Below are 24,641 nucleotides of genomic sequence, written 5' to 3'. Positions count from 1 at the left end.
ATTCTATTCAGAGTGCTTTACGCCTCTGTCTCTTCTTTTTTATTCGATGGCAGGCTTTAAATAATTCGCAGACCATTAATCATTCTTTTCAAATCATGAATCACGGGAGAATTAATTATGGATGATATTGCAAAACATTTGCTTGCGCTTCAAGACAAAATGGAAAAAATGACGGATGACGAACTCGTTAACTTTGTCAATGAAAACTATCCGGAAGCCGGCTGGTGCGGTAAACGCAAATTGGTTACGCGTAAAATCCTGACGTTTGAAAGAATGCGCGTTTGCGGCGACAAAGATTTGTCCATGTCTGATGAAGAATGGGCGGAGAAAATGAAGCAATCACAGGATTAATTTTTTTCTTTCGTTCAGATTCGTTTTTTCGTTGTTCGAAAGATTTATATTAAAAAAAAGGTTTTATGGAGTGCTTTCCTAAAAAGCGCTTTCTATTCTTCTTCCCGTTATTAAAAATGTAATGTGGCCGGGGTGGGGTAAAGGTTATCCTGAAGCCCTGTGGAGGCTTTGACCCGAGTTCGATTCTCGGTCCCGGCCCTCTAATTTTTTAATTCAATTTTTAACTCTTTTATTGATGATTTTATGCTCGTATGACAGAAACTTTGCTTTTTGCGGATTATGCCGTTATTTCTTTTTGTTCGCTTCTTGTTGTGTAAAGTGCCAATGCGAAACCGAAAATCAAAACAACAACGCCGCCGAGAACAACGCCGATTTCAGATGTAATCGGAGCAGCCCACTTAAAAATGCCGATACAAAGGCCTGCAAGGAAAAGAATTGCGCCGATTGCAATGAGTAATTCAAAAAGCAAAATCAAACTTTTATTTATTTCTGCCATTCATAACACCTCTTTATCAAAATATTATTAAAGCATTTAAATTTATTTTAATTTATATTTAAATTTATCCTTTTTCAACCGGGTTTTTAACTTTTATTTTCTTTTCCTGAAATGGCGGAATGTATGCATAATCTATACGGCATTATTTTTCAATTACATTTATATATTCTCATTTTTAAATATATATTTGCAGGTATAAAACCTGCGGAGGTTATCATTATGGAAAATAAAGAAATCGTAACATATGTCTCAGCGATTGTAGCTGTCATCGGAGCGATCGTTTTGATCCTCGGCGCCCTTGCTTACTTTGGTATTTGGGCACTTTCCTATGTTGTCGGCTACGAAGTCACGGCAATGATCGGCGGTCTTATCCTCTTGATCATCGGCGCCGTCGGCGTATGGTACGCAAAAGAAAAAATGTAATTCGTCTGTTCTTACTGAATTATATTCATAAAACAGATTGAATTAATGGCGGATGAAATACAAATTGTTTGTATTTTATCCGTTTTTAATTTCCTGTTCTCTTTTTATTGACACTGTTCGCTATTTAATTTATATTTTTGAAAAAAGTAAAAAGCCTCAAGCGGGATTTGAACCCGCGACCTCTTCCTTACCAAGGAAGTGCTATACCCCTAAGCCATTGAGGCGCTTGTGTTTATTTATATATAAAAATCGGTTTGCCTGTTCCGTAAAAAGATGGAAATAAGCAGACTCCAAAAAGGAATACCTCTCATATTAATCTTTTGGTATTTCTTTGGAGTCTTTTCTTCCCCTTTTTACATATAATCTTGAAAATTTATTCGCCGCCGACTTCCTTTTTCGCATTTTTGATGCGATCTTTGGAAGAATAGCCGGTTCCTTTGTCCAAAAAGGTTCTGAAGCGTTTGTTTGAGTCCAAAATAACAGCGTCGTCAGTGACAGTGCTGTCGGCAACCGTGTCGACACAGAGCTTTTTTGCGTTCATCCAGACATTGATTTCTTTTAAAACACCGTAAGACGTGGTTAATTTTCCGTCCGCTTCTTTAATTTCTGTTCCGAAACATTCGGTCAGCAAATCTCTCATTCTTTCAATGTCGGGCGTGTAGCCGCGCTTTAATTTATATTCCTGCATTATCTCACCTTTTTTATTCCAATACTGCTTCATACTTTTTGAATCTTTCTCATTTTTTAGATTTTCTGTAGGGGCTCTGAACCCCTGGGTAAAAGCTTCAAGCGGGATTTGATTCGTGGGTTCAAATCCCTTTGATTCGAATCTTTATTTATCCTTTTTACTTTGTATTGAATCCGAATCGTTATGATTTTAATAGGTGAAGAATGTATTAAGTGTCAAATCAAATCCAAACGGAAATAATTAAAGAAAAACTAAAAAAACAAAAAGGATTCGGGATATTTATGACAAAAGTCTTATCACTTCATGATTTAATCAACAGAAAACGCTTTGAATTGGCAGAAATGTCTGGTGAAAACGCCGAGCTGGAAGACCTTTATGATTTGGTTATTCCGATGGGCGTTCCGATGTCAATCATTATGGATATGGTTGAAATGTTTGAACTGGAAGCCGTTGACCGTCTGATTTCAATTACGGAACCTGAAATCGCGCAAACGCCGGTTATCGCCCTTCGCGGTCCGCTCGAAAACGTTTTGGAAGCCGAGAAATTCATGAAACAAGAAATGAAAATTTGGCTGGAAAGCTGATTTTTATTCGTTTTTAAAAAATACTGCAAAGGCGAATCAATCGCCTCTGCTTTTTATTCGTTTGTTTTTATTTATTTGTCTTTTTTATTTATTATTTGTCTTTTTTATTTATTATTTGTCTTTTTTATTTATTATTTGTCTTTTTGTTTGTCTTTTCATTTGTTTTTTTGTTTGTCCTTTCTATTATTACTCCTTCTTTCAAATTCGAAGAGTGAAGATTTTAATTAAATTCCTCTTCTTCTGAAACCGAAGAATACAGCGCCGACAACCAGAATCACAAAAGCAATTGCAATGAGGCTGGATGATGAAAATGTCGGGTTGGCAATGAAATCCTTTACAGAATTTGTAACCGATTCAAGCATTGTCATCTGATATCCGGTCACTTCCGGCGCGGTGTTTCCTGCCTGACCGCCGTCCGTTCCATATCCTTCGCCTGATTCGGGCTGATTCGATTCTGCAGGCTCACCTGCGTCACCCAAAGTTGCCGATCCGAAGCCGCTTCCGCCAGATCCTGTAGATTTCGGCGGCAAAACAGGTTCTTCACGATACGTGGCGCCGGTTACTTTATCCCAATAAAGCTGTTCTTTATCAGGATCAACGCCAAGCACAGACAATTGCCCTTTCATAAATTCATCAAACATGACATTGCCGCAAGTGTGGTGACAGCAGGAAACTCCCTGATCAATGACAGACTGCATATATTCATTCACAAGCGTTTTTTCCATCTCTGACAATTTTTCCATTTGGCGTTCATATTCCGCAGGATTCTGAGTCGGATCGGCCGTTAAGTAATCTTTGCGGATACTCTCAAGCATTCTGGCAGTAATTGATTGATACGCGTACGGATTTTCTTTGAAATATTCATCCAATCCGAGGTCAAATCTATCATTGACATAAATATCGTAAATCGCTTCCCAGTTCTTAAAACTGACAAGATCGCCGTCAGAAGTGACCGCCCATCCGAACAAATTGTCAACAAATTCGGCATACATTGTCGATCCCGAATATCCGGATTCCATCATTCCTTTAATCCACTCTTCATTAAGATAACGTGACTCCAGGTCGATGTTCAAATATTCTTTCATGCCGTAAATCTGACCGCTACTGAATCTTGCATTTCGGCCAACATTCTTTGTGTCAGCGACATACATTTCCGGCATTTTATTGTCGTCACGGAGATATTTAGAAGCCATATTCAAAGCGCCGAAATATTGGAAGAAGTCATCATTGTCCAACGTATCGTAAAGGTTTGACGAATCCGCATGAACAGAAGCATCCACATTTTTCAGCAAAGCTTTCAGCAATTCCTGAGCGCTGACACCCCACGAACTGTCATCGCCGTAAGCGTAACCCATATTTTTCAAATAAGTGTCCACAATTGACTGCGGATCATCCCATGAACCGCTGGCACTGATCTGATTGCCCGTTCCGATTTCATAGTTCCCGAGTTCATTTGCGAAACATCTGACATATGCCAAATCCTTCGTTGCCGGATTTTTCAAAAGCTTTTGCGTGTTCTTCCTGACATAATTCCATTCATCAGACTCATCCAAATCAGAAACAGCTTTAACACCGACATTAATCAGTTTCAGCTTGTCACCAAAAGCATCTCTCATGCCGGCTGTTGTGTAAAGGATGTCAATTCTCGGTCTCCTCTCTGTTTGCAGTTTGCCGTTTTTATCCGTGTATGTAAATTCCAACTCTTCCAAAGGAATCACTTTGACACTTTTCGGATCAACATTGCCGTTTGCATCCCAGACCGGCTCAACGCCGAGGAGATACAGCGCGCAAGCTTCCAAAGCACCTTCATCTCGAATAAATTCAACGCCGAAGCGGGAGAACGCAACCGTGTCCGGGAATTCTCCGTATTTTAGATAATAATCCGCAATCATTTGGTCCGCGAGAGATTTGCCGACTTCCCATGCTGATTTTGTCGGGAACTTTGTCGGGTCAATACCATAGAAGTTCTTTCCGGTCGGAATCGCGCTCGGATTTTGAATCGGATCATTTCCCGCATTCGGCGTAATATATCCGCCGGACATTGCTTTCAATATACTTTTCATTTCCGAGTCGCCGCAATCTCTCAAATTCTGAGCGTAGTCCAAACGGGCGTAGCCTGTCAAATACGAAACAACAGCTTTGTTTTGATGAGATTGTGTTTTAAATGTCGCTGATAACGCTTCGTTAATCAGTTCCGCATCAACTTTTCCGCCGTTTTCGGCTTTATGGTCAATGCAGTATGTTACCACTTCTGTAATTTTTCCTTCCAATTCTGTTTTTTCAGGGGCGGCAGGTGCATAGAAATAATATGCAAAGATAACTTCGTCAATTAATTCATCCCATGCGCCTGTTTCTTTCCATTTGTTAATGACATCCGCTGCATTATCCTTTCCTTCAAAATACATAACCGGGCCGAAAATGAATTGGACGACTGATTCATGCTTTGCGGCTTCCGCGTCCGGATAGGCAGCTTCCAGCAAATCAATCATTTCCGACGGGGTTGTTTTTGTTGACATGTCTGAAACAAGGCTGTGAATTTTGCCGTTGTCTTCATACGGGATGCCGACATACTTTTTCTCTTCATAATATGCTTTGTAAAGAGCGTCATCAAACTGAAGACCCCACATGGCGCGAAGCATTGCGGAAATCTGGTCTTCTGTCGGGCTTTTTCCGTAAACATGCATACCGTACGGCAAGGTTGATTCTTTTATTGTTTCAATATAGTCATACAAATCATCTTTTAAGAAAATCGAGAAATCGTCGTATGTCATCTCTTTCAGATACGTTTTAATATCTGCTTCCGTCACCTTTTCAGGATTGGCGGAATTAATCGCTTTTTTGTATTTTTCCGTGCCGATGACATCATGAATGCCCGCTTCAAACATCCTGTCAACAATTGCTGCCTGACGCTGTTTGTTTGTTCCGGCATCCTGCCCGATGAAATAAGCCTGAATCTCTTCTTCCAAATATTTTAAATCAGCATTTGAATCCAGATTCGAGCGAATCATCGGCGGTGTCATGTGGTCAATGATAAGCGCGTTTCCGCGGTATTCCGCTGTCAATCCTTCGCCGACATTCGCGACGATGTACGGATAAATATTCGGAATGTCCTGCAGCAGAAGCGGTGATAAATCGTCTTTTGCGCTCAATCCGTATGCTGCGCCCGGGAGCCATTCATGTGTTCCGTGCGTTCCGAAATTGATAATCGCGTCGGGCTTGAATTCATTGTTCAGCCACAAATAATATGCAATATATTGGTGTGTCGGCGGAATGTCGCCGCTGTGGTATGAAAATGCTTTGTCGGTTGCAAGCGCTCTGTCCGGCTGCGGCATCAGCCATACGTTTCCGAAACGAACGGCGGGCAGTACAAAGAAGCGTTTTCCGTATTCGTCTTCCCAAATCATGCCGCTTTGATCCGCATCCAGGGGGGTCGTATAATCCCAGGGTTCACCCCAAGAATCAATCACGTTCTTTCGGATGGATTCATTTTGAATGGTTTCATCAAACCATTCTTTATATTCTTCTACAGGGACTAATGTCGCGCCCCACCAGTCTTCATCAGCCGTGTCGCCTCTGCCTGCAACCATTTCATCTAAAACGCCGGGGGCATATGCGCCGACATTAATGCCTTGTTGGTAAACCAAATTTAAAAGAGTCGTGTCATTCAATTCTTCCTTCTCAATCGGCAAATCATTGAATGAAACTGTATATTTTTCTTTATCCATCTCTCTTAAAAGACCGCCGACATTGGTGTATGTCTCCGACGCGTCAATATCGGTTCCGGCAAAACTTTTCATCACGTTCAAATAATTCGCGCCGATGTCTGCTTTACCCGGCGGATAATTGTAGTACATGATGACGATTTTTTTGTTTTCATTTTCGATGGATTTTAAATAAGCCCACTTTATGGCGCGGTTTGCCAGCCAATCTTTCTGTTCATCAAACGTTTCGGGTCCGTCTTTGCCAAGATTTCCGAGAATAATGAAATCGCTCATGCCATCTCTGTTTGGCGAAACGGTTGAATAAATGAGCATATCTTTGGGAATGCCTTCGATTGAATCGCCGGTTGAAGCAATCACCGCTTTCAGAACGGTTACGTTTAATTCTTCCAACCATTCAATGCCCGCATCATAATCATTGTAACTCAACGCGAAATCTTTAATTGAAATCGCGGAATCAATCATCACTTTATCGTTTTTAGCGTAATATTTCATCATCGGGTTTATCGGATCGCCGTCTCCATCAATTGTTTCCTGAAATATGTCGTAACCTGCGATGACATTGATGCCTTTTCCTTCCAAATCATGAATTAAATCATCAATAATTTTGTAGCGCTGATCCGAAAAATAAGATTTATGGAACCAAATGCCGACTGTTAAATTCGATTCGCTGTATTGATACCTCGGTGTATCCCACGGACCGGGGGCTGTTTCGTATTCTTTAAGGTAATCATCTAAGTTTTCGTAATAGACATATTTTAAATCCGGGTGGTATATGCCGTATTTTGGTGTTCCTTCTTTCAAAACCCAATTTGTTGTCAGTGCAGATTCGGTGAATTCTATTGCACAGTAAATCAGAGATTGTTGATTGATTTCTCCTTTCGCATCCGATTCATCGTATCCGTCAAACCAAGATTCATTTCCGAATCCGGATCCTCCGAATGTGTATATTTTTTCAAGGTCCGGCTGTTTATCCGAATCAATTTCATTATACACTGCTTCAAAATTGCTCCAAGGCGTCATGTATACGACAATTAAATCCTGTTTTTTGAGATCGCCGGAATTTCCCATTTCTATGAGTTTCTCTTTTCCCGCATCATTCCAGAAATTGATAAATGTAAAATTCATAAATGAAGAGTATTGGTTCACCGATCCCCAATAAGAGTGAGCGTTAAAGCTGATGTACGTAATATCTATTTTTTCCCAATCGTTTGTTATGTCATCATGTTCACTTCTTAACGAGGCTAAATACATGAGAATATTTTCTGTGTAGACTTGTTTCAGCTTTTTTTCTTTTTCGGAATCAATTGACATGTAATCTTTCATGTCTTTATACATGTCAAAGAAAATTTTAATTTGATTTTCAGTGTATTTTTTTGAAACCGTCAATTCAGCTGTGTCTCTGAAATCAAAAAACTCGGGTGTCACTGTTCCGGAAGAACCGTCGTTTGCAAAAGCGATGAGCATGACACCTGCATCATGCGCTTCTTTGAACATATTTTCTGTTTCAGAATCCACTGTTCCAAAGAAAATCATATCGCAAATCACAATATCATATAACTTCAGTTGTTCTGCTGTTAATGAATCCATTGCAAAATAATCTAAAATTGTGATTGTAAAGTCGTCTTTATAATACATTTCCATCTCTTCGGCAATGGGCATGTTAAGCATACTCACATCGGCCCATCCGATATACAAAACATCAATCTTATCCGGATTATTTCCACCACCGGCGATTGTTGTCGGAATCATTGAAAAAAGTAATAGTGTTAAAACAAAAAGAATCTTTACTTTCCTTGTTGAAATCATTCATAAACTCCCCAATTTTATATTGTCTATTTAATAACTCAAACCCGATTGCCTTTTTAATTTCTTATTTCGGCATGAATATTTTCGAAACGAGTTGACTTTATTATTCAAGGTGTTCATTGAATATAAACTCAAATTTTTAGATAATAATTGTAATCTTTGTGGGTAATACATTCTCTCTATTTTGTTAATTGTTTTGGGGTGACGCCTGCGCGCGCGAGCCGCACAAATTTTGAAAAAATCGCAAAGTTCCCTTCGGGTTTTATGAATCTTAAATATCAATAAAAACAGAATCGAAAAAATAAAAAAAGGAGCTAATCGAAATGATTAACTCAATGTTTCATTACTTGCAGCCGCGTTTGAGTCGCCGATCGTTTCATTTCCTTCCGGAACATATATGACGCGCCCGTCTTCTAAACGATATGCTGTTCCGAGAACGTCGCCGATACCGCCGCCGATCTGCTCTTCCGCGTTGATTTCCATAATCTCGATGCCTTCTTCGGTTTTTTGAATAATTTGCATATTCTCTTGACCCGGATTTTTAACGATTGTAATGTCCTGATCTGTTAACAGTTCGGTCAATCCGGCTGACATGACAATTGCAACAAGTAAAGCAACGGAGAAAACCATCGCCACGTCAAAAACGTTTCCGACGCTGCTCATCGGATTCTCAACAGTATTCTGTGAAAATAGTGAACCGCGTCTCGTCTTTCTGGAGCGGCGGCTCATTTCTTTTCCTCCAATGCGTCAATGATGTAATCAATATCAATCATATCTTGCCAGTACCAGCGGTTGCGAATCGTGGTCAAGCAGAAACTGATGCCCGCAACAAACAAACCGATGACGGTCGTAGCAAAAGCAATCACAAGGTTTGTTGCCAATTCATCAATATTGCCGTCGGTCAAGCCGATTAAAGCAGGGCCGAGCGGAATCAATGTTCCCATCAAACCGAGCATCGGGCCGACCGTTGTAATAATTCTGGTCTTTTCCGTTCTTTTCATCATGCGGACTTCATAATCGTCCGCAATCTTTTCAACGTGCTTCAAGTCGCCTTCTTCTACCGAAACGGCGGCATCTTTCGCAAAAGCGGCAACCATTTGCGTTTGATTTCCGTCAAAACTTCTGAGAACGGATGCCGTTTCTTTGTATTTGGATTCTGCCGAAGCCGATGATTCCATAATGTTGCTGATTTTGTGCGTTTCCTTTTCCAAAATTCTTTGGTCTCTGTGTCGGCGTGTGTATTCCGTAATAAATTCGCCGGCCAAAATCAGTGATAAAATCACGAATAAAATCAATAAAAGCATGACCGGATACAAAAGCGAATTTGAAAAAATGTACGTAATGTATGATACGGTCGACCCGAAATCAGATAATAATGCAATCTCTGCCATATTTTCCCCTGTTCCTATTTTGTTTATATTTTAATCCTCATAACATCTTTTTGTTATTCTTTTCATTGTCCTTTGGCACTTTTTTCCCGGCTTCTGTCAGCGGCGACCGTTAAAGCGGCACCAAAAACAACCAGCAGACAAACACAGATTAAAACCGTGAGTTCGGCTGTTCCGAATACAATCGGAATCGTTGAACGTGCAGCGCTTGCGCCGATGTAAGCCGGAATCATAATGGCCGCAATCAAATAGAAAAGGCCGATAAAGACCATAATTGCGCCAAGCGTGTCAGGTGTTCCCGCGAAGTTGATATGCAGTTTTTGCGTCATTTTGCTCAAATTTTTCATGACAAAAGTTGTCAGCAAAATCGAAAGCACAAAAACAATACCGACCAATGCGCCGATAACGATGCCGTCCAATTCAACAACGGTTGAAAGCGCGACACATGAAACAAGAAGCGCGGCCATACAAACCGGACACGGTAAAACCATAATCAAAAAAGTTTTATTCGATACATCACAGCCGGCATGCCACTTTTTCATTGTGACAATGCCACCGCCCAATAAGAATAAAGCAAGCGTAATATGAATCGCGGAAGCTAACGGTGAACTCATAAAGGATGTGACATCAATCGCATCCATAAAATAACCCGCCACAAGCGCGATACCGAAGTATAAAAGACACAAGACAAACACAACTTTCCAGCCGGTTTTTGAAAAACCGCAGCCGATCCCCGTCTTCAACCCGAATATAAAAACACTTGACAAAATTCCTATCACAATAAGAGTTGCCATCGGTTCCATAACTCAATGATTAAGTTAAGCCCGTTATATTAACGTTCATATTCAGGTAATATTTGTTATCTAAAAAAGTTAGAATTATGATTTAATCCGACTATTCATCGAATTATTTCCGAATTCCCGTAATTTTATCCTTTTCAAAATCAAAAACGACAGCTGTATTTTTATCATCCGCAATGATGACTTTCTTCTCCGCCGTTATTTCACCGCAAATCGCTGTCGTCATGCCGCCGTCACGAAGCACAGTCATACATTCTTCCGCTTTCTCGGGGTTTGCCGTCAAAACAAATCCGGTTCCGGGATGCATCAGCATCCATCTCTCAACCGTAATTTCAGAATCTTCAGGCATCACCACGTCCGCCAACCGAATGCGCGCGCCGACGCTGCTCGTCTCACACAGCATGCCGAGCGTTCCGATGATTCCCGGGTTGCTGATGTCTTTTCCAGCGGTTGCCAGCTGTCGCTGCCCGACAATTTGAGGGGCTTCATACATTTTTCGAAGTGCTTCAGGTGTTTTTGAAGAAACGGATTCAAAACTGTACGGCGAATTCGGTCCGGTCCGCCCGTCCAAATCAATCGCGTAAATAACGACATCACCCGGTTTTGCTGAATCGCTTCGAATGATGTGTTCTTTTTTAGCGGTGCCGACAATCGCAACGGAAAGCGATTTCTCCCCTTCCGGATGCGTATGACCGCCGACAACAGGAACGCCGAACTTTTTAATGCCTTCCGCCATTCCTTTAAAAATCTCTTTAAACGTTTCAGGATCTGTTGATGAAACGACATCCACCATCGCAAGCGGTTTTCCGCCCATCGCAACGATGTCATTAATGTTGACAATCACAGACGTGAACCCTGCCCACCACGGGCTTTTTTCAATCAACCTGCCCCAAATGCCGTCAGCGGCAAGCAAAATAACGTCGCCGTTTCCAAGATCAATCACCGCCGCGTCGTCACCGAAATCAGCAATGCAGCCGCCGTAAGCATCGGCAACTTCTTTGAATATTTCAGAAACTGATGCAATCGGTCCTTTTCGGGAGGTGCCGTCAAAAGTGCGGATGGATTCGGCGAGTTTTTGTAAATCTCCGGAATATCGGTTTAAATTGGACACAGTTTGCTCCTTAATTCTTTTCATCGTTTTTTGAAATCGTGATCGGTTTGAATTCTTTTTTGCGGGGCTGCTTTTCAACAGACAAATCTTTTCCGATCAAACCGTAAGCGTCTGACCGGCACTGGCGGCAGTGTCTCATCTGTTTGACATACGGCGCGCAAGCGTCTTGGATTACTTTTCTTTCCTGATCTGTCGGCGGAACAATGTCGGCAAAAGCGGCCTGATTAATCAGCGGCATCACATTCATGATGTAAACGCCAAGTTCGTTCATCTTTTTCGCCAGATCGACAATATGCTTATCATTGATTCCCGGAATGAGAACGGTGTTAATTTTAACCGTCATGCCGGCTTCGACGGCTTTTTCAATTCCTTCTAATTGTTTTTGAATCAACAGTTCGGCGGCTTCTCTTCCTTCGTATTTTTTGCCGCCGTAATAAACCATGCTGATAATTTCTTTTTGAATCTCGGGATCAAATGCGTTCATCGTTACTGTCAGCGTTTCCACGTTTGATTCCAGCAACTCATCAAATCTGTCAGGCAGCAGCAATCCGTTTGTGCTGATACAGAGCGTGATTTCCGGAAACTTTTCACGAATCAGTCGGAATGTTTCAAAAGTTTCGTCATTGTCTAACGGATCTCCGGGACCGGCGATGCCGATGACGCTGATGTAGGGATTTTGTTCCAAAATGCGTGTCGTTCGCTCCAACGCTTCTTGGGGTGACAGCACTTCACTGGTGACGCCCGGGCGGCTTTCATTCACGCAGTCAAATTTTCGGTCACAGTAATTACATTGAATATTACAGGACGGCGCGACCGCTAAATGAAGTCTTCCGAATTTGTGCTGCGCTTCAGGCGAATAGCACGGATGTTCGGAAATTTTTCTCTTCATGTCGTCGCTCATACAATCTTTCAAAAAAGCCACCTCGTTTTTGTTCTTTGTTTTTATTTTTATGTTTTTTATTTTTTATGTTTTTTATTTTCGATGTTTTGTTTTTATTTTCTGTCTTGTGTTTATATTTTGTATTTATATTAACTGTTTGCCGAGCTCACGCGCTTTTTCCAAAATTGTTTCGTCTTTCAACAATTCATCCGTGTTATGAACGCTGACGGCGGTAACCGTTCCGACCGGAACGAAGCCGTAACCTTGGAATATATATTCAATTCTTTCAGGCGTTTTTGCGTAATGTTCAGGCATCGGCGCGCCTTGTGTTATGACAATTGCCAGTTTCTTGCCCGCCGGAATAAGTGAATTACGGTCAGCGTCTTTTAAAGCAAAACAGCGGTCAATGAATGTTTTGAGCTGTCCTGTCATTTCACCCATATAAATCGGTGTTCCGATGATGATGGCGTCTGCCGTCTTCATCTCGTCATACAAAATATGCATGTCATCTTTGCGGACGCAGCTTCCTGTTTTTCGGCAAGCTTCACAGCCGAAACACGCGCCGATGTTCATTTTCGCCAAATTGTAGATTTTTGTTTCGGCACCTTTGGCAGCCGACTCTTCCATCACTTCTTTCATCAAATAATTCGTGCTGCCGTTTTCACGCGCACTTCCCAGTATTCCGATAACTTTCATTTTCTCCCTCTCTTCTTTTTGACCTAACAAACCCTGCATTTTATAAAAAGTTCCCGAAATTAAGAAAGTTTATATTCTATTTTATAATTTATATTTCAAAACAAAATATTTTTAATTTTCAAAAACGAAAGGTGTAATTTTGGCAAAAGAATATCTCTTCAACCCTGATCTTCCGATTATTAAAGAAGGCTGGAAAGGAAATCCCATGAAAGGCCGTTCTTTTATAAACGAGAAACCCGCTCCGATTAAAATGGCGGATTTTTTGAAATCCCGGCTGAATAACCCGCATAAAGAGGCGCGCAAAAACGACACGTATCGTCTCGGATTCTGCCCGAACGATGATTTCATCAAATCAGAGGATGACATGATTGTTTGGCTCGGCCACGCTTCTTTTTTCATCCGCTTGGGCGGCGTAACTTTCCTGACAGATCCCTCTTATTTCGGTTTTCCGACACGCCCGCGTATGGTTCCGATTCCGTGTGAAATTGATGAATTCAAGTACGTCGATTACGTTTTGATTTCACATATGCATCACGACCACGCCGACACGCGCTCGCTTTATAAAATTTTCAAAGGCAATAAAAAAACGCAGGCACTGCTCCCTCTCAACGGCGGCAGCTATCTCAAATATTTCACGAAAAACTATCAGGAAGCCGGCTGGTATCAGCAGTATAAAACAATGCCCGGCGTTGAAGTTTATTTCCTTCCGAGTTTTCACTGGTCCCGGATGCATATCCTTGACAGCAACAACAAACTCTGGGGCAGTTTCATCATTCGCTGCAATGATAAAACGATTTATTTCGGCGGCGATACGGCGTGGGGATCTCATTTTGAAGCGGTTGCCGAGTTATTCCCGTCAATAGATTACGCTATTCTCCCGATCGGCGCTTATACGCCGCGCTCCGTTGCCGAATTCGCGCACATTTCACCCGATGAAGCCGCCGAAGCCGCAAAGGTGCTCGGCGTGAAACATCTGATTCCGATGCATTACGGCACTTATAAAATGGGGCAGGAGCCGCTTGGCGAGCCTTACCGCGCTATTTGCCGGCTGGACGACGACGGCGAAATCAATTGCTGTTTAAATTGTTTGGACGTCGGAGAAGAATTTCTTCTCTGATTCTCTGCCGATTTCTCTCTGATTTTTCTGATTTTTCCTTCCGTTTTTCTTCTGATTTTTCCTTCCGGTTTTCCTCGATTTTTCCTCTGATTCTCTCTGATTTTCCGACTGACAGTCTCTTATATCTTTTGATGTCTCTTGTTCTTATTTTTGCAAATTTCCGATAGCTTTATAATGTTGTCGGTAATCAATTTGAATCACTTATTAATTAAAAGGAAATTTTCAATGGCAACGGATGAAAAACAAGAGATTCAATACGTCTTTTCAGACATGGACAATACACTTTTTGATTTTGTTCATGCTAAAGTCGAGGCCTGCTCTGCCGTCGTTGACAGAATCGGGACAGGTGACTCTCTTGAAATGCTTTCTTATTTCCTTCGCGGCATCTACGGGTTTGAAAATCTGGAAAATATTGAAGATTACTTAAAAGAAAAATATATTTTCTCCGAGCCTCTTTTTGAAGAATGCTGCTGCATCTATGAAGATGTTAAAGTCGAAAATGTCGAGCTTTATGACGGTGTTCGCGAAACGATTGAAACTGTCAAAGACATGGGCCGCTCTTTTATTATTGTCACGGATGCCGATACTGAGAATGCTTTCCGCCGAATGAAGCGCGTGAAATTAGACGGATTGGTTGATGATGTCATCGCTTATGATATGTCCGGCAAGAAAAAACCCGATCTCGGCGCATTTGAATTCGCGTTGAACAGAACCGGCGCAAAAGCAAATGAATCTATGTACATCGGCGACAGTCTTCGCCGCGACATCGCTCCTGCCAAAAAAATGGGAATGACAACCGCGTACGCCGCATACGGTGACCGCAATGATCATGACCGCGATTTCTATTTTGAACCGGATTATAAATTGAATAATCTCGGTGAAATTATTGATATTATTCAAAAAGCTCCGTCCAAAAAAACATCCGTTTCCGCCGATAGTTGCAAAAAAGAAACGGCAACGTCAGAGAATTAATTTGCGTGCCGCAAAATCGCTATTTTACAATATTTATTTACAATATTTAAAATGAATACGCGGGTCCGGCGAGTAAGCTCCCTTCTGTTTTCTGTACTTTCAAAGAACATTCTTATCTTTGATTCATCAATAAAATTGAATTTTATGAAATGTACGGCGGCATTCGGCTGTGCGTCTTTTAACATCAGGCGCGCTTTCAAATCGAACGCGTACTCCCGATACAACTTGCACCTGCGGGGTTTTACCGTTGCATCCGTGCGCCGTGCGCCTCAGTTTTTCACATCATCGCAAACACGGCCCGGTATCGTTTCTGTGCCATAGCCTTGACTCTCGCCAAATGTTCTTCACAAACATCCGCAAATTTGAAAGAGGGTGGGGAGACTTTCCTCAGGAAATTGAATTCCCGCAGCCGCCCTGCCGCTCCCGCGTTGTTTGAAAAAGGACGGCGTGATATTTAAGAATTCTCTTCTTTCAATTAATAAATCAAAAATAATTGATACATCGGTTTTTCCGTAAATTTAAAAAACGGATGTATGGTTTGAAAATAATTAAAACCCAACGCAACCACCCGCTAATTTTCGATTTTGAATGGAGCGAAGCGGAATGAAAAATCGGAAATTTGCGGATTCGTACTCAGCCGATACAGCAAAAAATGGAAACAGCTTCTCCAATCAATTCAGGTTTGTTTGCATCTGCATTGCATTTGTTTTGCATTGGGTCTTTGCTTCGCTGCATCGGTTTGCGCTGCTGCGTTGGTTTGTGCTGCTGTGTTGGTTTGTGCTGTTGCGTTGGTTTGTGCTGCTGCGTTTGTTTGTGTTACTGCGTTTGTTTGTGCTGCTGCGTTTGTTTGTGCTGCTGCGTTTGTTTGTGCTGCTGCGTTTGTTTGTGCTGCTGCGTCGGTTTGTGCTGCTGCGTTTGTTTGTGCTGCTGCGTTTGTTTGTGCTGCTGCGTTGGTTTGTGCTGCTGCATCTGTTTGTGCTACTGCGTGCATCTGCTCTTTCTTATCACATCCGTTCGCTTACGCGAACGGGGGCACGGATGCCTGCCGTTTTCCGCTTTGCCTCTCGCTGCCGTCAACTACAGCCGCTGCCGTCAACTGCTCGCTGTTGCTGCCCCTGTCATCTCGCCACCGCACAAACCGGTGCCAATCAATGCCGTTTTTCAAAATGTTTTCAAAAACCACCCCACGCTTTTGTACAATTTTCCGATGCTTTCTTTTCCCTTTCCTTTTTTCCCGGTGTCTTCTTTTTTCTTCATTTTGTCAATGTAAACCTAACTTTTTTTGATAAAACAAAAACTAAAATGAATGCTGTGAGGTTTATATGTAAACCTTTGAGCCGAACGGCAGGTTTTATATAGGATTTCATGTTTTTGTGTATGTTCATAATTTATCATTACATAACCCGCGCAATTTTCGTGCACGTCTCTTGCGGGGTTTTTTCAAATCAATAACGAAATTTTAACGGGTTCGGCGGCTTTCGCATGCTGTATTTGTTTGTTATTCGAGCACCGTATTTGGGTGCCGATTTTTGATTTGATTTTTTTGACTTATATCTTTAAACCATATTCTATCTGAAAAACTAAGAGAGGGAGTACTCATGACAGATCCAGTCAGTTCATCTGAAATCGATAAGAGCTTCTTTAATGAGCTTACCCGGGAAAAAGGAATGGACAAAATCCTGCTTTGCTTCAACTGCAACGGATGTTCCACCGGCTGTCCCATGAAGGATATTGAAAGTAAATTCGATATTAAAAAATACATTCGCATGGCCGGACTCGGCATGAAAGACCGTATTTTAAACGACGAATATTTGTGGTACTGCACCACCTGTTACAAATGCCAGGAAAGATGCCCGGAAGGCGTTTTAAACGTCGATACACTTCTGCGCATGCGCACAATGGCGGTTCACGAAGGCATAATGCTTGAACCGCACCGCGAAGTCGCGCATTTCGTGATTGACACGGGACATGCGGTGCCGATTAATGATTCCAACAGAAAGAAGAGATTGGAACTCGGCCTGACAGAAGTGCCGCCGACCGTACACATGTATCCCGAAGCGTACGAACAAGTCCGCAAGCTCTTGAAAGCCTGCGAATTTGACACACTCACGCAAAAGGAATAAAAAAGAATAAACAGCACAATGCCCACGATTCATTGTGTCATGAAATTTATCAGGAGTTATCAAGAAATGTCTACAGAAACTGAAAAACAGGGCAAACCCCAAAGCCTTTCCTTATTCCTCGGCTGCGTTGCTCCGAACCGTTATCCCGGTATCGAGCTTGCCAGCCGCAAGGTCATGAAAGATTTAGGCGTTGACCTTCACGAACTTGAAGGCGCTTCCTGCTGTCCGGCACCCGGCGTTTTCAAGTCTTTTGACAAAACCACATGGTTGACAATGGCCAGCCGCAACGTTGTTCTTTCCGAACAGATGGGAATGGATCTGCTTACCATCTGCAACGGCTGCTACGGCTCACTCGGTGAAGCCAACTTAACATTAATGCACGACCCCGACTACAAAGCTAAAGTCAACGAAAAACTCGGCGAAGTCGGTTTGGAATACAAAGGAAACGCAAAAGTCCGCCACATCATCGAATTCCTCGAAAAAGATGTCGGACCCGATACAATCAAGGAAAAAGTGACCGTTCCGCTCGACGGCATTAAAGTTGCCGTTCACTACGGGTGCCACCTCATCCGCCCGTCCAAAGAAAAAGAAGGACTCGGCAGCGCTGAAAATCCGCGCTTTTTCGACGTGTTGGTTGACGCGACCGGCGCAAAAAGCGTTGATTACGAAGAAAAGATGATGTGCTGCGGCGCAGGCGGCGGTGCACGGTCCGCTTTCCTTGAAACCACATTGAAAATGACCGAAAAGAAATTGGCTATTTTGCAGAAAGACGAATTCGACTGCATTGTCGATGCCTGTCCGTTCTGCCACTTGCAGTTCGACTCCGGTCAGGTTCAGCTCAACAAAGAGGGTAAAGACTACCACATTCCGGTTCTGCACTACTCTCAGCTGCTCGGACTCGCATTCGGCTACACGCCCCAAGAGCTCGGCATTCAAATGAATATGACAACCAACTCTGCTTTTGAAGAGAAAGTATTGGCGCTTCAGCAGAAAGCAAAGGAGGCATAAATATGGCAAATGCAAATGCTGTCGGCGCAGTCGCTGTTATCGGCGGCGGTATTGCCGGCGTTCAATCTGCGCTTGACTTGGCCAACAGCGGCTACCGCGTTTATTTGATTGAATCCAAACCGTCTATCGGCGGTGTCATGGCACAGCTTGACAAAACATTCCCGACACTGGACTGTTCCGCTTGTATTCTTTCTCCGAAACTCGTGGAAGCCAGCCGTCACCCCGACATTAAATTAATGACTTATTCCGAAGTCACCGCTCTTTCCGGCGACGTCGGCAACTTCACGTTAACTGTTAAAAAGAAGACACGCTACATCGACGTTGACAACTGTGTCGGCTGCGGTGACTGTCTCGCCAAATGCCCGAAGAAAGTTGACGACGAATTCGAAGAAGGCCTCTCCAAAAGAAAAGCCATTTACTTCCAATTCCCGCAGGCGATTCCGAAAGTCGTCACCATTGATCCCGACAACTGTCTCATGATCAAGAACGGCAAATGCGGTAACTGTGCGAAAGTCTGCCAGCGCGGCGCGGTCAAATATGATTTAAAAGATGAATTTGAAGACATCGAAGTCGGTGCCGTCATCATGGCGACCGGATTTGAAGCCTTCAATCCGACCATCTTGGAAGCCTACCGCTTCGACCACCCCGACGTTGTCACAGCGCTTCAGTTTGAAAGATACACCAACGCATCCGGTCCGTTTGCCGGTCACATTCAGACCTCCAAAGGCGAACTCCCGAAGAAGATTGCGTTCATTCAGTGCGTCGGCTCCAGAAACCCGGAAATCAACAGAGCGTACTGCTCTTCCGTCTGCTGTACCTACGCCGTCAAACAATCCCGTTTGATTAAGGACCACCACCCCGAAGTTGATGTGGCGATCTTTAATATTGATCTCAGAACATTCGGCAAAGGCTACGAAGAATTCGCGCTCCGCGCACAGAGCGACGGCGTTCGTTTCATCAACTCCCGCCCGTCCGGCGTGGATGTCAAAAATGACGGCGCGCTTTCCCTCAGATATGAAGGCGCAGAAAGCGAAGTCATTCATGAAGAATTCGATTTGGTTGTCCTTTCCGTCGGGTTGGAAGCCCCGAAATCTTCTGTTGAGCTTGCCAAGATTCTCGGAATCGAGCTTGACAAATACGGCTTCGTTAAAACCGATTTGGAAGCACCGACTGAAACCAGCCGAATCGGCATCTTTACAGCAGGTGTCGCTCAGGGTCCGAAGGACATTCCGGAATCCGTCGCTCAAGCCAGCGGCGCAGCGTCCAAAGCAGGCGCGCTTTTAAATGAAGCCCGCAAAAGCCTGGAAACCGTTGTTGAAATTCCGCCTGAAAATCCGATTGGTGATGAACCGCGCATCGGCGTGATTGTCTGCCGCTGCGGAACAAATATCGGCGGCGTTGTCGATGTTCCGGCTGTTGTTGAATACGCGTCAACATTGCCCAATGTCGTCATCGCGACAGAAGAAATGTATTCCTGCGCTGATGACACGCAGAGCCGCATTTATGATATGATTCAGGACTACAAGCTCAACCGCTTTGTTGTGGCGGCTTGTACCCCGAGAACGCATGAGCCGCTTTTCCAGCAGACCTGCCAGGAAGCCGGCCTCAATCCGTGGCTTTTCGAATTTGCGAACATCCGCGAACACTGCTCTTGGATTCACCATGACGAACCCGAAAACGCAACGCACAAAGCTAAAGATTTGGTGCGCCAGGCAATCGGCAAAGTCAAGTACTACACCCCGCTTTACAGCCAGTCCCTGCCGCTTGTTCACAACGCGGTCGTTCTCGGCGGCGGCGTGTCCGGTTTGACGGCAGCCAACGAGCTTGCCGAAAACGGCTACGAAGTTGATTTGATTGAAAAAACCGGCGAACTCGGCGGCAATATCAGAAAGCTTGAAAGTTACAAAGAAAAGCTTGAAACAATCATTCAAAAAGCGCAGTCCAATGACAAAATTCACATCCATTACAATTCCGTGATGGAAAATGTCAGCGGATCCGTCGGCAACTTCAAAGGACAAATTATCACCGACGGCAAAGAGGCCAAGGAATTGGACTTCGGTATTATTATCATTGCCACCGGTGCTCATGAATTAAAACAGCCCGGACTTTTCGGCTACCAAGAAAATCCGATTGTCAAAACACAGCTTGAATTCAAGGAAGCCATTGACAAGAACGAAAGCGGCTTTAAGAATGTCGTTTTCATTCAGTGTGCCGGCAGCCGAAACGATGAACGCCCGTACTGTTCCAGAATCTGCTGTACCAACACGGTCAGAAACGCGATTCAATACAAAGAACAGAATCCGGACGCGGAAATTTATGTCCTTTATCGCGACATCCGCACTTACGGCATGTACGAAGAACAATATACAAAGGCCCGTGAACTCGGCGTCCATTTCATGATGTATGACAAGGACGAACCGCCGGTCGTTTCCGGAAACACGGTCGCCGTTCACGACCGCACCATCAATTTGCACTTCAACTTAGACGCCGACTGCGTTGTTATCAGCGCGGCAACGGTGGCCGAAGAAGGCAACCGCGATGTCGGTCCGATGATGAAAGTGCCGCTTACAAAAGACGGCTTCTTCATGGAAGTTCACCCGAAACTCAGACCGGTTGACTTCGGAACGGACGGTGTTTTCGTCTGCGGTCTCGCGCAGTTCCCGAAACTGTTTGAGGAGTCTGTGTCTCAGGCTCAGGCAGCAGCTTCCCGTGCCTGCACGATTCTTTCCAGAGACGCGCTTTTGTCTCCGGCCGAACTCTCTTCTGTTGACGAGTCTGTTTGTGTCGGCTGCGGCGCCTGTAAAGATGTCTGCCCGTACCACGCGATTACGCTGGAAGAAAAAGTCGTCACACAGAAAGGTCTGTCCTTTAAGGCCGTCCGCTCTGTGATTAATCCAGCAGCCTGCAAAGGATGCGGCTGCTGTGCTATGTCCTGTCCGACGGGAGCAATCGACCAGTCTCACTTTGACAACGTTCAATTGCTTTCCCAGGTCAAGAGTGTATTCTATTTCGAAGAGGAGGTGAACTGATGTCCGAGGTTAAAACAACCGCCGCAAGCAGCTGTGCCTCTTCCGGCGAATTCGTTCCCAAAATTGTAATGTTCTGCTGCAACTGGTGTTCTTACGCCGGTGCCGACGGAGCGGGTGTTTCCCGTTTCCAGCAGCCGTCAAATGTCCGTGTCGTTCGTGTGATGTGCTCCAGCCGTGTGGATCCGGTGCATATTTACACCGCGTTCTTAGAAGGCGCTGACGCCGTTTTGATTACAGGCTGCCACATCGGTGACTGTCACTACGTCAACGGCAACGACAAAACGCTTGTCAAATACAAATTTATCAAGTCAATGCTCAATGAAATGGGCATGGAAGACGACCGCCTGATGTTGCGCTGGATTTCAGCGTCTGAAGGTCAGCAGTTCGCTGAATTTGTAACCGAAATGGTTGAGAAGGTGAAGGCCTTGGGCCCGAGTCCGCTCAGAAAGGATGGGGTGGTCTAAATGTCCGCACCCGAAAACCCGGCACCGGCAGGCGCACCGCCCGCAGGAAAGCCGCCTGAAAAGAAACCGCCGGCACCGTCTACCGTCGGCGATGTTTTGAAAGGGTCCGACATTCAAGTCGGCGGCAAATACATTGGCTGGTCGGTTCGCGACGAAGTCAGAAAAGAAGGCGGATCCGGCGGTTTGGTGACATCAATCCTTGCCGGCGCGCTTGAAAAAGGACTTGTCGAACATGTTGTTGTTCTCAAGAAATCAAGTCAGTATGAAGCCGTTCCGGTTTTAACATCCGACGTTGAAGATGTTTACGCATCGGCCGGTTCCATGCACATGCTGATTTCCAACCCGACCAAATATCTGCGCCAGTTCCAAAATGACGCGACAATCGCGCTCGCCGTCAAACCGTGTGACATGCGCGGTATTCGCGAACAGCAGAAACGTAATATGATTGACCTTGACAAAATCTTCACAATCGGTCTCAACTGCGGCGGCACAATGATGCCGTACAAAATCAGAAAAGTGACTGAGGAAGTTTACGGCGTGAATCCCGATGATGTCCGCGCCGAAGAAATCGAGAAAGGTAAATTGATTTTGGAAACTACCGACGGGGAACACCACGCACAGTCTATTGACGAATTGGAAGAAGAAGACAACGGCCGCCGCGAAAACTGCCGCTACTGTGTTGTCAAAATCGCGACCAACGCGGATTTGGCTTGCGGTAACTGGGGTGTTATGCCCGATTATGCCGGCAAAGGCACATTCGTTGAAGTCATGACCGAAAAAGGGGCTGAATTCCTCAGAAATGCAATTGACGGCGGATACGCCGAGTTGAAAGTTGCCAGTGAACCTGCAGCAGAAGCCCGCGGCAAAGTCAACAGCATCATGCTGAAAATGTCTGCCAAGACCAAAGAAGAAGTCTTTGTGCCGATGCAGAGCCAAACCATGACGGATCTCAAGAAAGAGCTTGAAAATTGTATCGGCTGCGGCGCGTGCAGAACGGTTTGTCCGCCCTGCGCTTGCGGCACGGAAGCAAAATGTACCGCTTTCAACGACCCGGTTGACAATTACGACATTTCATTGTTCCACATGATTCGTTTCCTGCACTTGATGGACTCTTGTGTCGGCTGCGGTCAGTGCTCTGACGTCTGCCCGGCAGATATTCCGCTTGCGCGGCTTTACAGAAAGTTCGCAAACCCGATGCAGGACGAACTGAATTATGTGACAGGAATGGACGACAGAACGCCGCCTTTCTTTGAAATCAAATTAGAGGAGGTGCAGTAATGTCTGACATCATTGATCCCAAATTTAAAGAAAATGTTTATTCCACTGTCTGTCACGGTTGCGGTTTCGGCTGCGGCGTTTTCATGAGAGAACTTGAAACGCAAGCGGTTGAAACAGGCACATCCTGCGGCGCGCCGATTTTAAACATCGACTACCGCAAAGCGTCTCCCGTCAATCAGGGAAAACTCTGCCGCTTCGGCGTGAATTTAGCCGGCAATTATTGTCCGGCGGTTTCAAGCGTGAAAGGCAAATCGGTTTCCACTGACGAAGCGATTGCGAAGACGGTTGACGCGTTAAAAGGCGCGAAAGCATCCGAAATCGCGCTTCTTTCTGTCGGCGGAACGACCAACGAAGAACATTTGGCGTTTATGAAAATCGGCGAGAAGCTCGGGGTTCCTGTCAGCACGGGAATGACCGGTCTTTTCAAAGACATTGGTAAGCTCCATGCCTATACCGGCCGCGGCACCACTTACGAAGATGTGGAAACCGCCAAGAAAATCTATCTCTTTGTCGACCCGTACGTCTCTTACCCGCTTTTGGTGAGACGCTTGGTTCACGCCAAAGAAAAAGGCGCTGAGATTGTCGCTTTCGGTCTGAAAGAATTGCCGATTGCAACGCAGAATGTGACGGTTGAGCCCGATACAAGTCTTTACGACGTGAAGGAATTCGCGCCCGACGCGGATACCGTCATCATTTCCGACTTGACGCCTTACACTTACGCCAAGCGTTTGGCAGAACTTGTTGAAATCGCAGGCGGCAAATCCAAGTTCCTCTTTATGCGCCCGTTCATGAACGCAACCGGCGCGGGATACTTGTCCAAGCACACAAAGCAGCAGTCTTTTGATGACATCGTTTCCAAAATGGAATCCGGTGAATTGAAAGTTCTGATTTGTTTGGATTCTGATTTAATCGACATCTGTCTCAATGACAACATGAAAGAAACGTTCAAGAATTTGGAAAACGCGATTGTTATTTCATCAAGAGACACGACCGCTTGCAGTGTGGCCGATGTTGTAATTGCAACCGAGCCGATCTACAAGAAGAAAGGTTCTGTGATGAATGCCGAAGGACGTTTGATTCCGATTACGGCAGCAGCCGGTGACACGCCGCTGACGGGCTTTTATGCATTGTCTGCAATTTTGGAAGCGCTTGGCGGATCTGCACTTGACTTTACCGGCGTTCACGCTGAAGCGGTTCAAATGCTCGGCGCAAATGAAGATGAATACAAGATTACGGTTCCCGAGAAGAAGCCTCAGCCTGAAATTAAGAAAATTTCAGACAAATTGCCGGATTTAAAAGCCGTTTTCAGTGACTTTGCCGAGCCCAAGTCTTTCGTGTCGTCCTCTTCCAAAGCGGACGGGGAAAGCGGTGCCGGCGCAGTTAAGCATCTTTACCTGACCAATCCGTTTCTTTGGAACGGGGTTTTGGACAACGACAATTATATTGAACTCAGCCGGTGCCAGGTGAAATCATCTGCGCTTTTGAAAGGATTTACGGCAGATGTTTCATGCGCCTGCGGTGAAATCACGAAAGCAACACGCTTTAAGGTTTCGCCGATGGCTGACGGATATGTTTTGTCAATGAGAAAACAGCCGTTTGCAAAGGCGCCGATTACGGATGTTGTTGTTCTGCGCTCTCCGACAAAACCGAATGAGCCTGAAATTGTAAAAGAATGTAATGTTCCTCAATAATTTGAGGACATTCA

At 44.4% G+C, this 24,641-nt stretch carries 22 protein-coding genes, 2 tRNA genes and 1 other RNA gene; 13 read left to right on the top strand and 12 right to left on the bottom strand.

Features of this window, described 5'->3' with window-relative positions; all coding sequences use genetic code 11:
* The first annotated feature begins 117 nt into the window (after window positions 1–117).
* Together C7391_RS01310 and C7391_RS01305 are read left to right on the top strand one after the other, a co-directional pair.
* Window positions 118–351: a hypothetical protein gene (locus C7391_RS01310; RefSeq protein ID WP_133516733.1), complete on the top strand. Its 234-nt coding sequence runs from the start codon at window positions 118–120 to the stop codon at window positions 349–351.
* A gap of 126 nt (window positions 352–477) precedes the next feature.
* Window positions 478–549: transfer RNA gene (locus tag C7391_RS01305), tRNA-His, on the top strand.
* A 79-nt stretch (window positions 550–628) separates the two neighbouring features.
* On the opposite strand, the gene C7391_RS01300 is transcribed toward C7391_RS01305, so the two are convergent.
* Window positions 629–847: a hypothetical protein gene (locus tag C7391_RS01300; RefSeq protein WP_133516732.1), complete on the bottom strand. Its 219-nt coding sequence runs from the start codon at window positions 845–847 to the stop codon at window positions 629–631.
* A 219-nt stretch (window positions 848–1,066) separates the two neighbouring features.
* Here C7391_RS01300 and C7391_RS01295 point away from each other — a divergent pair, with 219 nt between their 5' ends.
* Window positions 1,067–1,270 (top strand): hypothetical protein, encoded by a 204-nt coding sequence (locus tag C7391_RS01295; protein WP_133516731.1) that lies wholly within the window; start codon window positions 1,067–1,069, stop codon window positions 1,268–1,270.
* Window positions 1,271–1,422: 152 nt separating this feature from the next.
* On the opposite strand, the gene C7391_RS01290 is transcribed toward C7391_RS01295, so the two are convergent.
* Together C7391_RS01290 and C7391_RS01285 are read right to left on the bottom strand one after the other, a co-directional pair.
* A tRNA-Thr gene (locus C7391_RS01290) sits at window positions 1,423–1,494 on the bottom strand.
* Window positions 1,495–1,643: 149 nt separating this feature from the next.
* Entirely contained in the window at window positions 1,644–1,958 is a 315-nt protein-coding gene (locus C7391_RS01285) for a DUF5611 family protein (RefSeq protein WP_133516730.1), read from the bottom strand.
* Window positions 1,959–2,239: 281 nt separating this feature from the next.
* On the opposite strand from C7391_RS01285, the gene C7391_RS01280 reads away from it, so the two are divergent.
* A complete protein-coding gene (locus tag C7391_RS01280) occupies window positions 2,240–2,542 on the top strand; it encodes a hypothetical protein (RefSeq protein ID WP_133516729.1) in 303 nt (100 codons plus the stop codon).
* Between the two features lie 224 nt (window positions 2,543–2,766).
* Here the strand turns inward: C7391_RS01280 and C7391_RS01275 are convergent, their stop codons facing one another.
* The 7 genes from C7391_RS01275 to C7391_RS01245 all read right to left on the bottom strand — a co-directional run bounded on the left by C7391_RS01275 (window position 2,767) and on the right by C7391_RS01245 (window position 12,945).
* Window positions 2,767–8,070 carry a cobaltochelatase subunit CobN gene (locus tag C7391_RS01275; protein WP_133516728.1) on the bottom strand — a complete coding sequence of 1,768 codons (5,304 nt, stop codon included), beginning with the start codon at window positions 8,068–8,070 and terminating at the stop codon, window positions 2,767–2,769.
* Window positions 8,071–8,397: 327 nt separating this feature from the next.
* Complete coding sequence (locus C7391_RS01270; protein ID WP_133516727.1) at window positions 8,398–8,799, bottom strand: DUF2149 domain-containing protein; 402 nt, start codon at window positions 8,797–8,799, stop codon at window positions 8,398–8,400.
* A complete protein-coding gene (locus tag C7391_RS01265; protein WP_133516726.1) occupies window positions 8,796–9,461 on the bottom strand; it encodes a MotA/TolQ/ExbB proton channel family protein in 666 nt (221 codons plus the stop codon). The genes C7391_RS01270 and C7391_RS01265 overlap by 4 nt, the downstream gene beginning before the upstream one ends.
* A 62-nt stretch (window positions 9,462–9,523) precedes the next feature.
* Window positions 9,524–10,252, bottom strand: a complete 729-nt coding sequence (locus C7391_RS01260) for a DUF2162 domain-containing protein (protein ID WP_223610939.1) — start codon at window positions 10,250–10,252, stop codon at window positions 9,524–9,526.
* A 112-nt stretch (window positions 10,253–10,364) separates the two neighbouring features.
* Window positions 10,365–11,369 (bottom strand): methanogenesis marker 2 protein, encoded by a 1,005-nt coding sequence (locus C7391_RS01255; protein WP_223610938.1) that lies wholly within the window; start codon window positions 11,367–11,369, stop codon window positions 10,365–10,367.
* A 10-nt stretch (window positions 11,370–11,379) separates the two neighbouring features.
* Window positions 11,380–12,270, bottom strand: coding sequence for a nitrogenase cofactor biosynthesis protein NifB (nifB, locus tag C7391_RS01250; RefSeq protein WP_133516892.1), 891 nt, complete (start codon window positions 12,268–12,270; stop codon window positions 11,380–11,382).
* 123 nt (window positions 12,271–12,393) lie between these two features.
* Window positions 12,394–12,945 (bottom strand): flavodoxin family protein, encoded by a 552-nt coding sequence (locus tag C7391_RS01245; protein WP_166627347.1) that lies wholly within the window; start codon window positions 12,943–12,945, stop codon window positions 12,394–12,396.
* Between the two features lie 139 nt (window positions 12,946–13,084).
* Here C7391_RS01245 and C7391_RS01240 point away from each other — a divergent pair, with 139 nt between their 5' ends.
* On the top strand, window positions 13,085–14,062 hold the full coding sequence (locus C7391_RS01240; RefSeq protein WP_133516722.1) for an MBL fold metallo-hydrolase: 978 nt from the start codon (window positions 13,085–13,087) through the stop codon (window positions 14,060–14,062).
* A gap of 225 nt (window positions 14,063–14,287) precedes the next feature.
* Entirely contained in the window at window positions 14,288–15,034 is a 747-nt protein-coding gene (locus C7391_RS01235) for an HAD family hydrolase (RefSeq protein WP_166627346.1), read from the top strand.
* A gap of 61 nt (window positions 15,035–15,095) precedes the next feature.
* Here the strand turns inward: C7391_RS01235 and rnpB are convergent.
* Window positions 15,096–15,459, bottom strand: an RNA gene (gene rnpB, locus C7391_RS01230) — RNase P RNA component.
* A gap of 251 nt (window positions 15,460–15,710) precedes the next feature.
* Window positions 15,711–16,025 carry a hypothetical protein gene (locus tag C7391_RS08195; protein ID WP_166627328.1) on the bottom strand — a complete coding sequence of 105 codons (315 nt, stop codon included), beginning with the start codon at window positions 16,023–16,025 and terminating at the stop codon, window positions 15,711–15,713.
* On the opposite strand from C7391_RS08195, the gene C7391_RS08190 reads away from it, so the two are divergent.
* From C7391_RS08190 to C7391_RS01195, 7 genes are all read left to right on the top strand, one after another.
* Complete coding sequence (locus C7391_RS08190) at window positions 16,020–16,304, top strand: hypothetical protein (protein WP_166627327.1); 285 nt, start codon at window positions 16,020–16,022, stop codon at window positions 16,302–16,304. The two genes, C7391_RS08195 and C7391_RS08190, sit on opposite strands and share 6 nt — an antisense overlap.
* 328 nt (window positions 16,305–16,632) lie before the next feature.
* Window positions 16,633–17,157 (top strand): CoB--CoM heterodisulfide reductase subunit C, encoded by a 525-nt coding sequence (gene hdrC / locus C7391_RS01220; protein ID WP_133516719.1) that lies wholly within the window; start codon window positions 16,633–16,635, stop codon window positions 17,155–17,157.
* Between the two features lie 66 nt (window positions 17,158–17,223).
* Window positions 17,224–18,165 (top strand): CoB--CoM heterodisulfide reductase subunit B, encoded by a 942-nt coding sequence (hdrB, locus tag C7391_RS01215; RefSeq protein ID WP_133516718.1) that lies wholly within the window; start codon window positions 17,224–17,226, stop codon window positions 18,163–18,165.
* Window positions 18,166–18,167: 2 nt separating this feature from the next.
* Window positions 18,168–21,194: an FAD-dependent oxidoreductase gene (locus C7391_RS01210; RefSeq protein WP_133516717.1), complete on the top strand. Its 3,027-nt coding sequence runs from the start codon at window positions 18,168–18,170 to the stop codon at window positions 21,192–21,194.
* A complete protein-coding gene (locus C7391_RS01205) occupies window positions 21,194–21,658 on the top strand; it encodes a hydrogenase iron-sulfur subunit (RefSeq protein WP_133516716.1) in 465 nt (154 codons plus the stop codon). The genes C7391_RS01210 and C7391_RS01205 overlap by 1 nt, the downstream gene beginning before the upstream one ends.
* Window positions 21,659–22,936 (top strand): Coenzyme F420 hydrogenase/dehydrogenase, beta subunit C-terminal domain, encoded by a 1,278-nt coding sequence (locus tag C7391_RS01200; protein ID WP_133516715.1) that lies wholly within the window; start codon window positions 21,659–21,661, stop codon window positions 22,934–22,936.
* Window positions 22,936–24,627, top strand: a complete 1,692-nt coding sequence (locus tag C7391_RS01195) for a hypothetical protein (RefSeq protein WP_133516714.1) — start codon at window positions 22,936–22,938, stop codon at window positions 24,625–24,627. The genes C7391_RS01200 and C7391_RS01195 overlap by 1 nt, the downstream gene beginning before the upstream one ends.
* Window positions 24,628–24,641 lie beyond the last annotated feature (14 nt).

Origin of the sequence: Methanimicrococcus blatticola (genome assembly GCF_004363215.1) — an archaeon.
GTDB lineage: Archaea > Halobacteriota > Methanosarcinia > Methanosarcinales > Methanosarcinaceae > Methanimicrococcus > Methanimicrococcus blatticola.
Note: the sequence above shows the minus strand (reverse complement) of the source record. Positions and strands in the feature narration are given on the sequence as shown.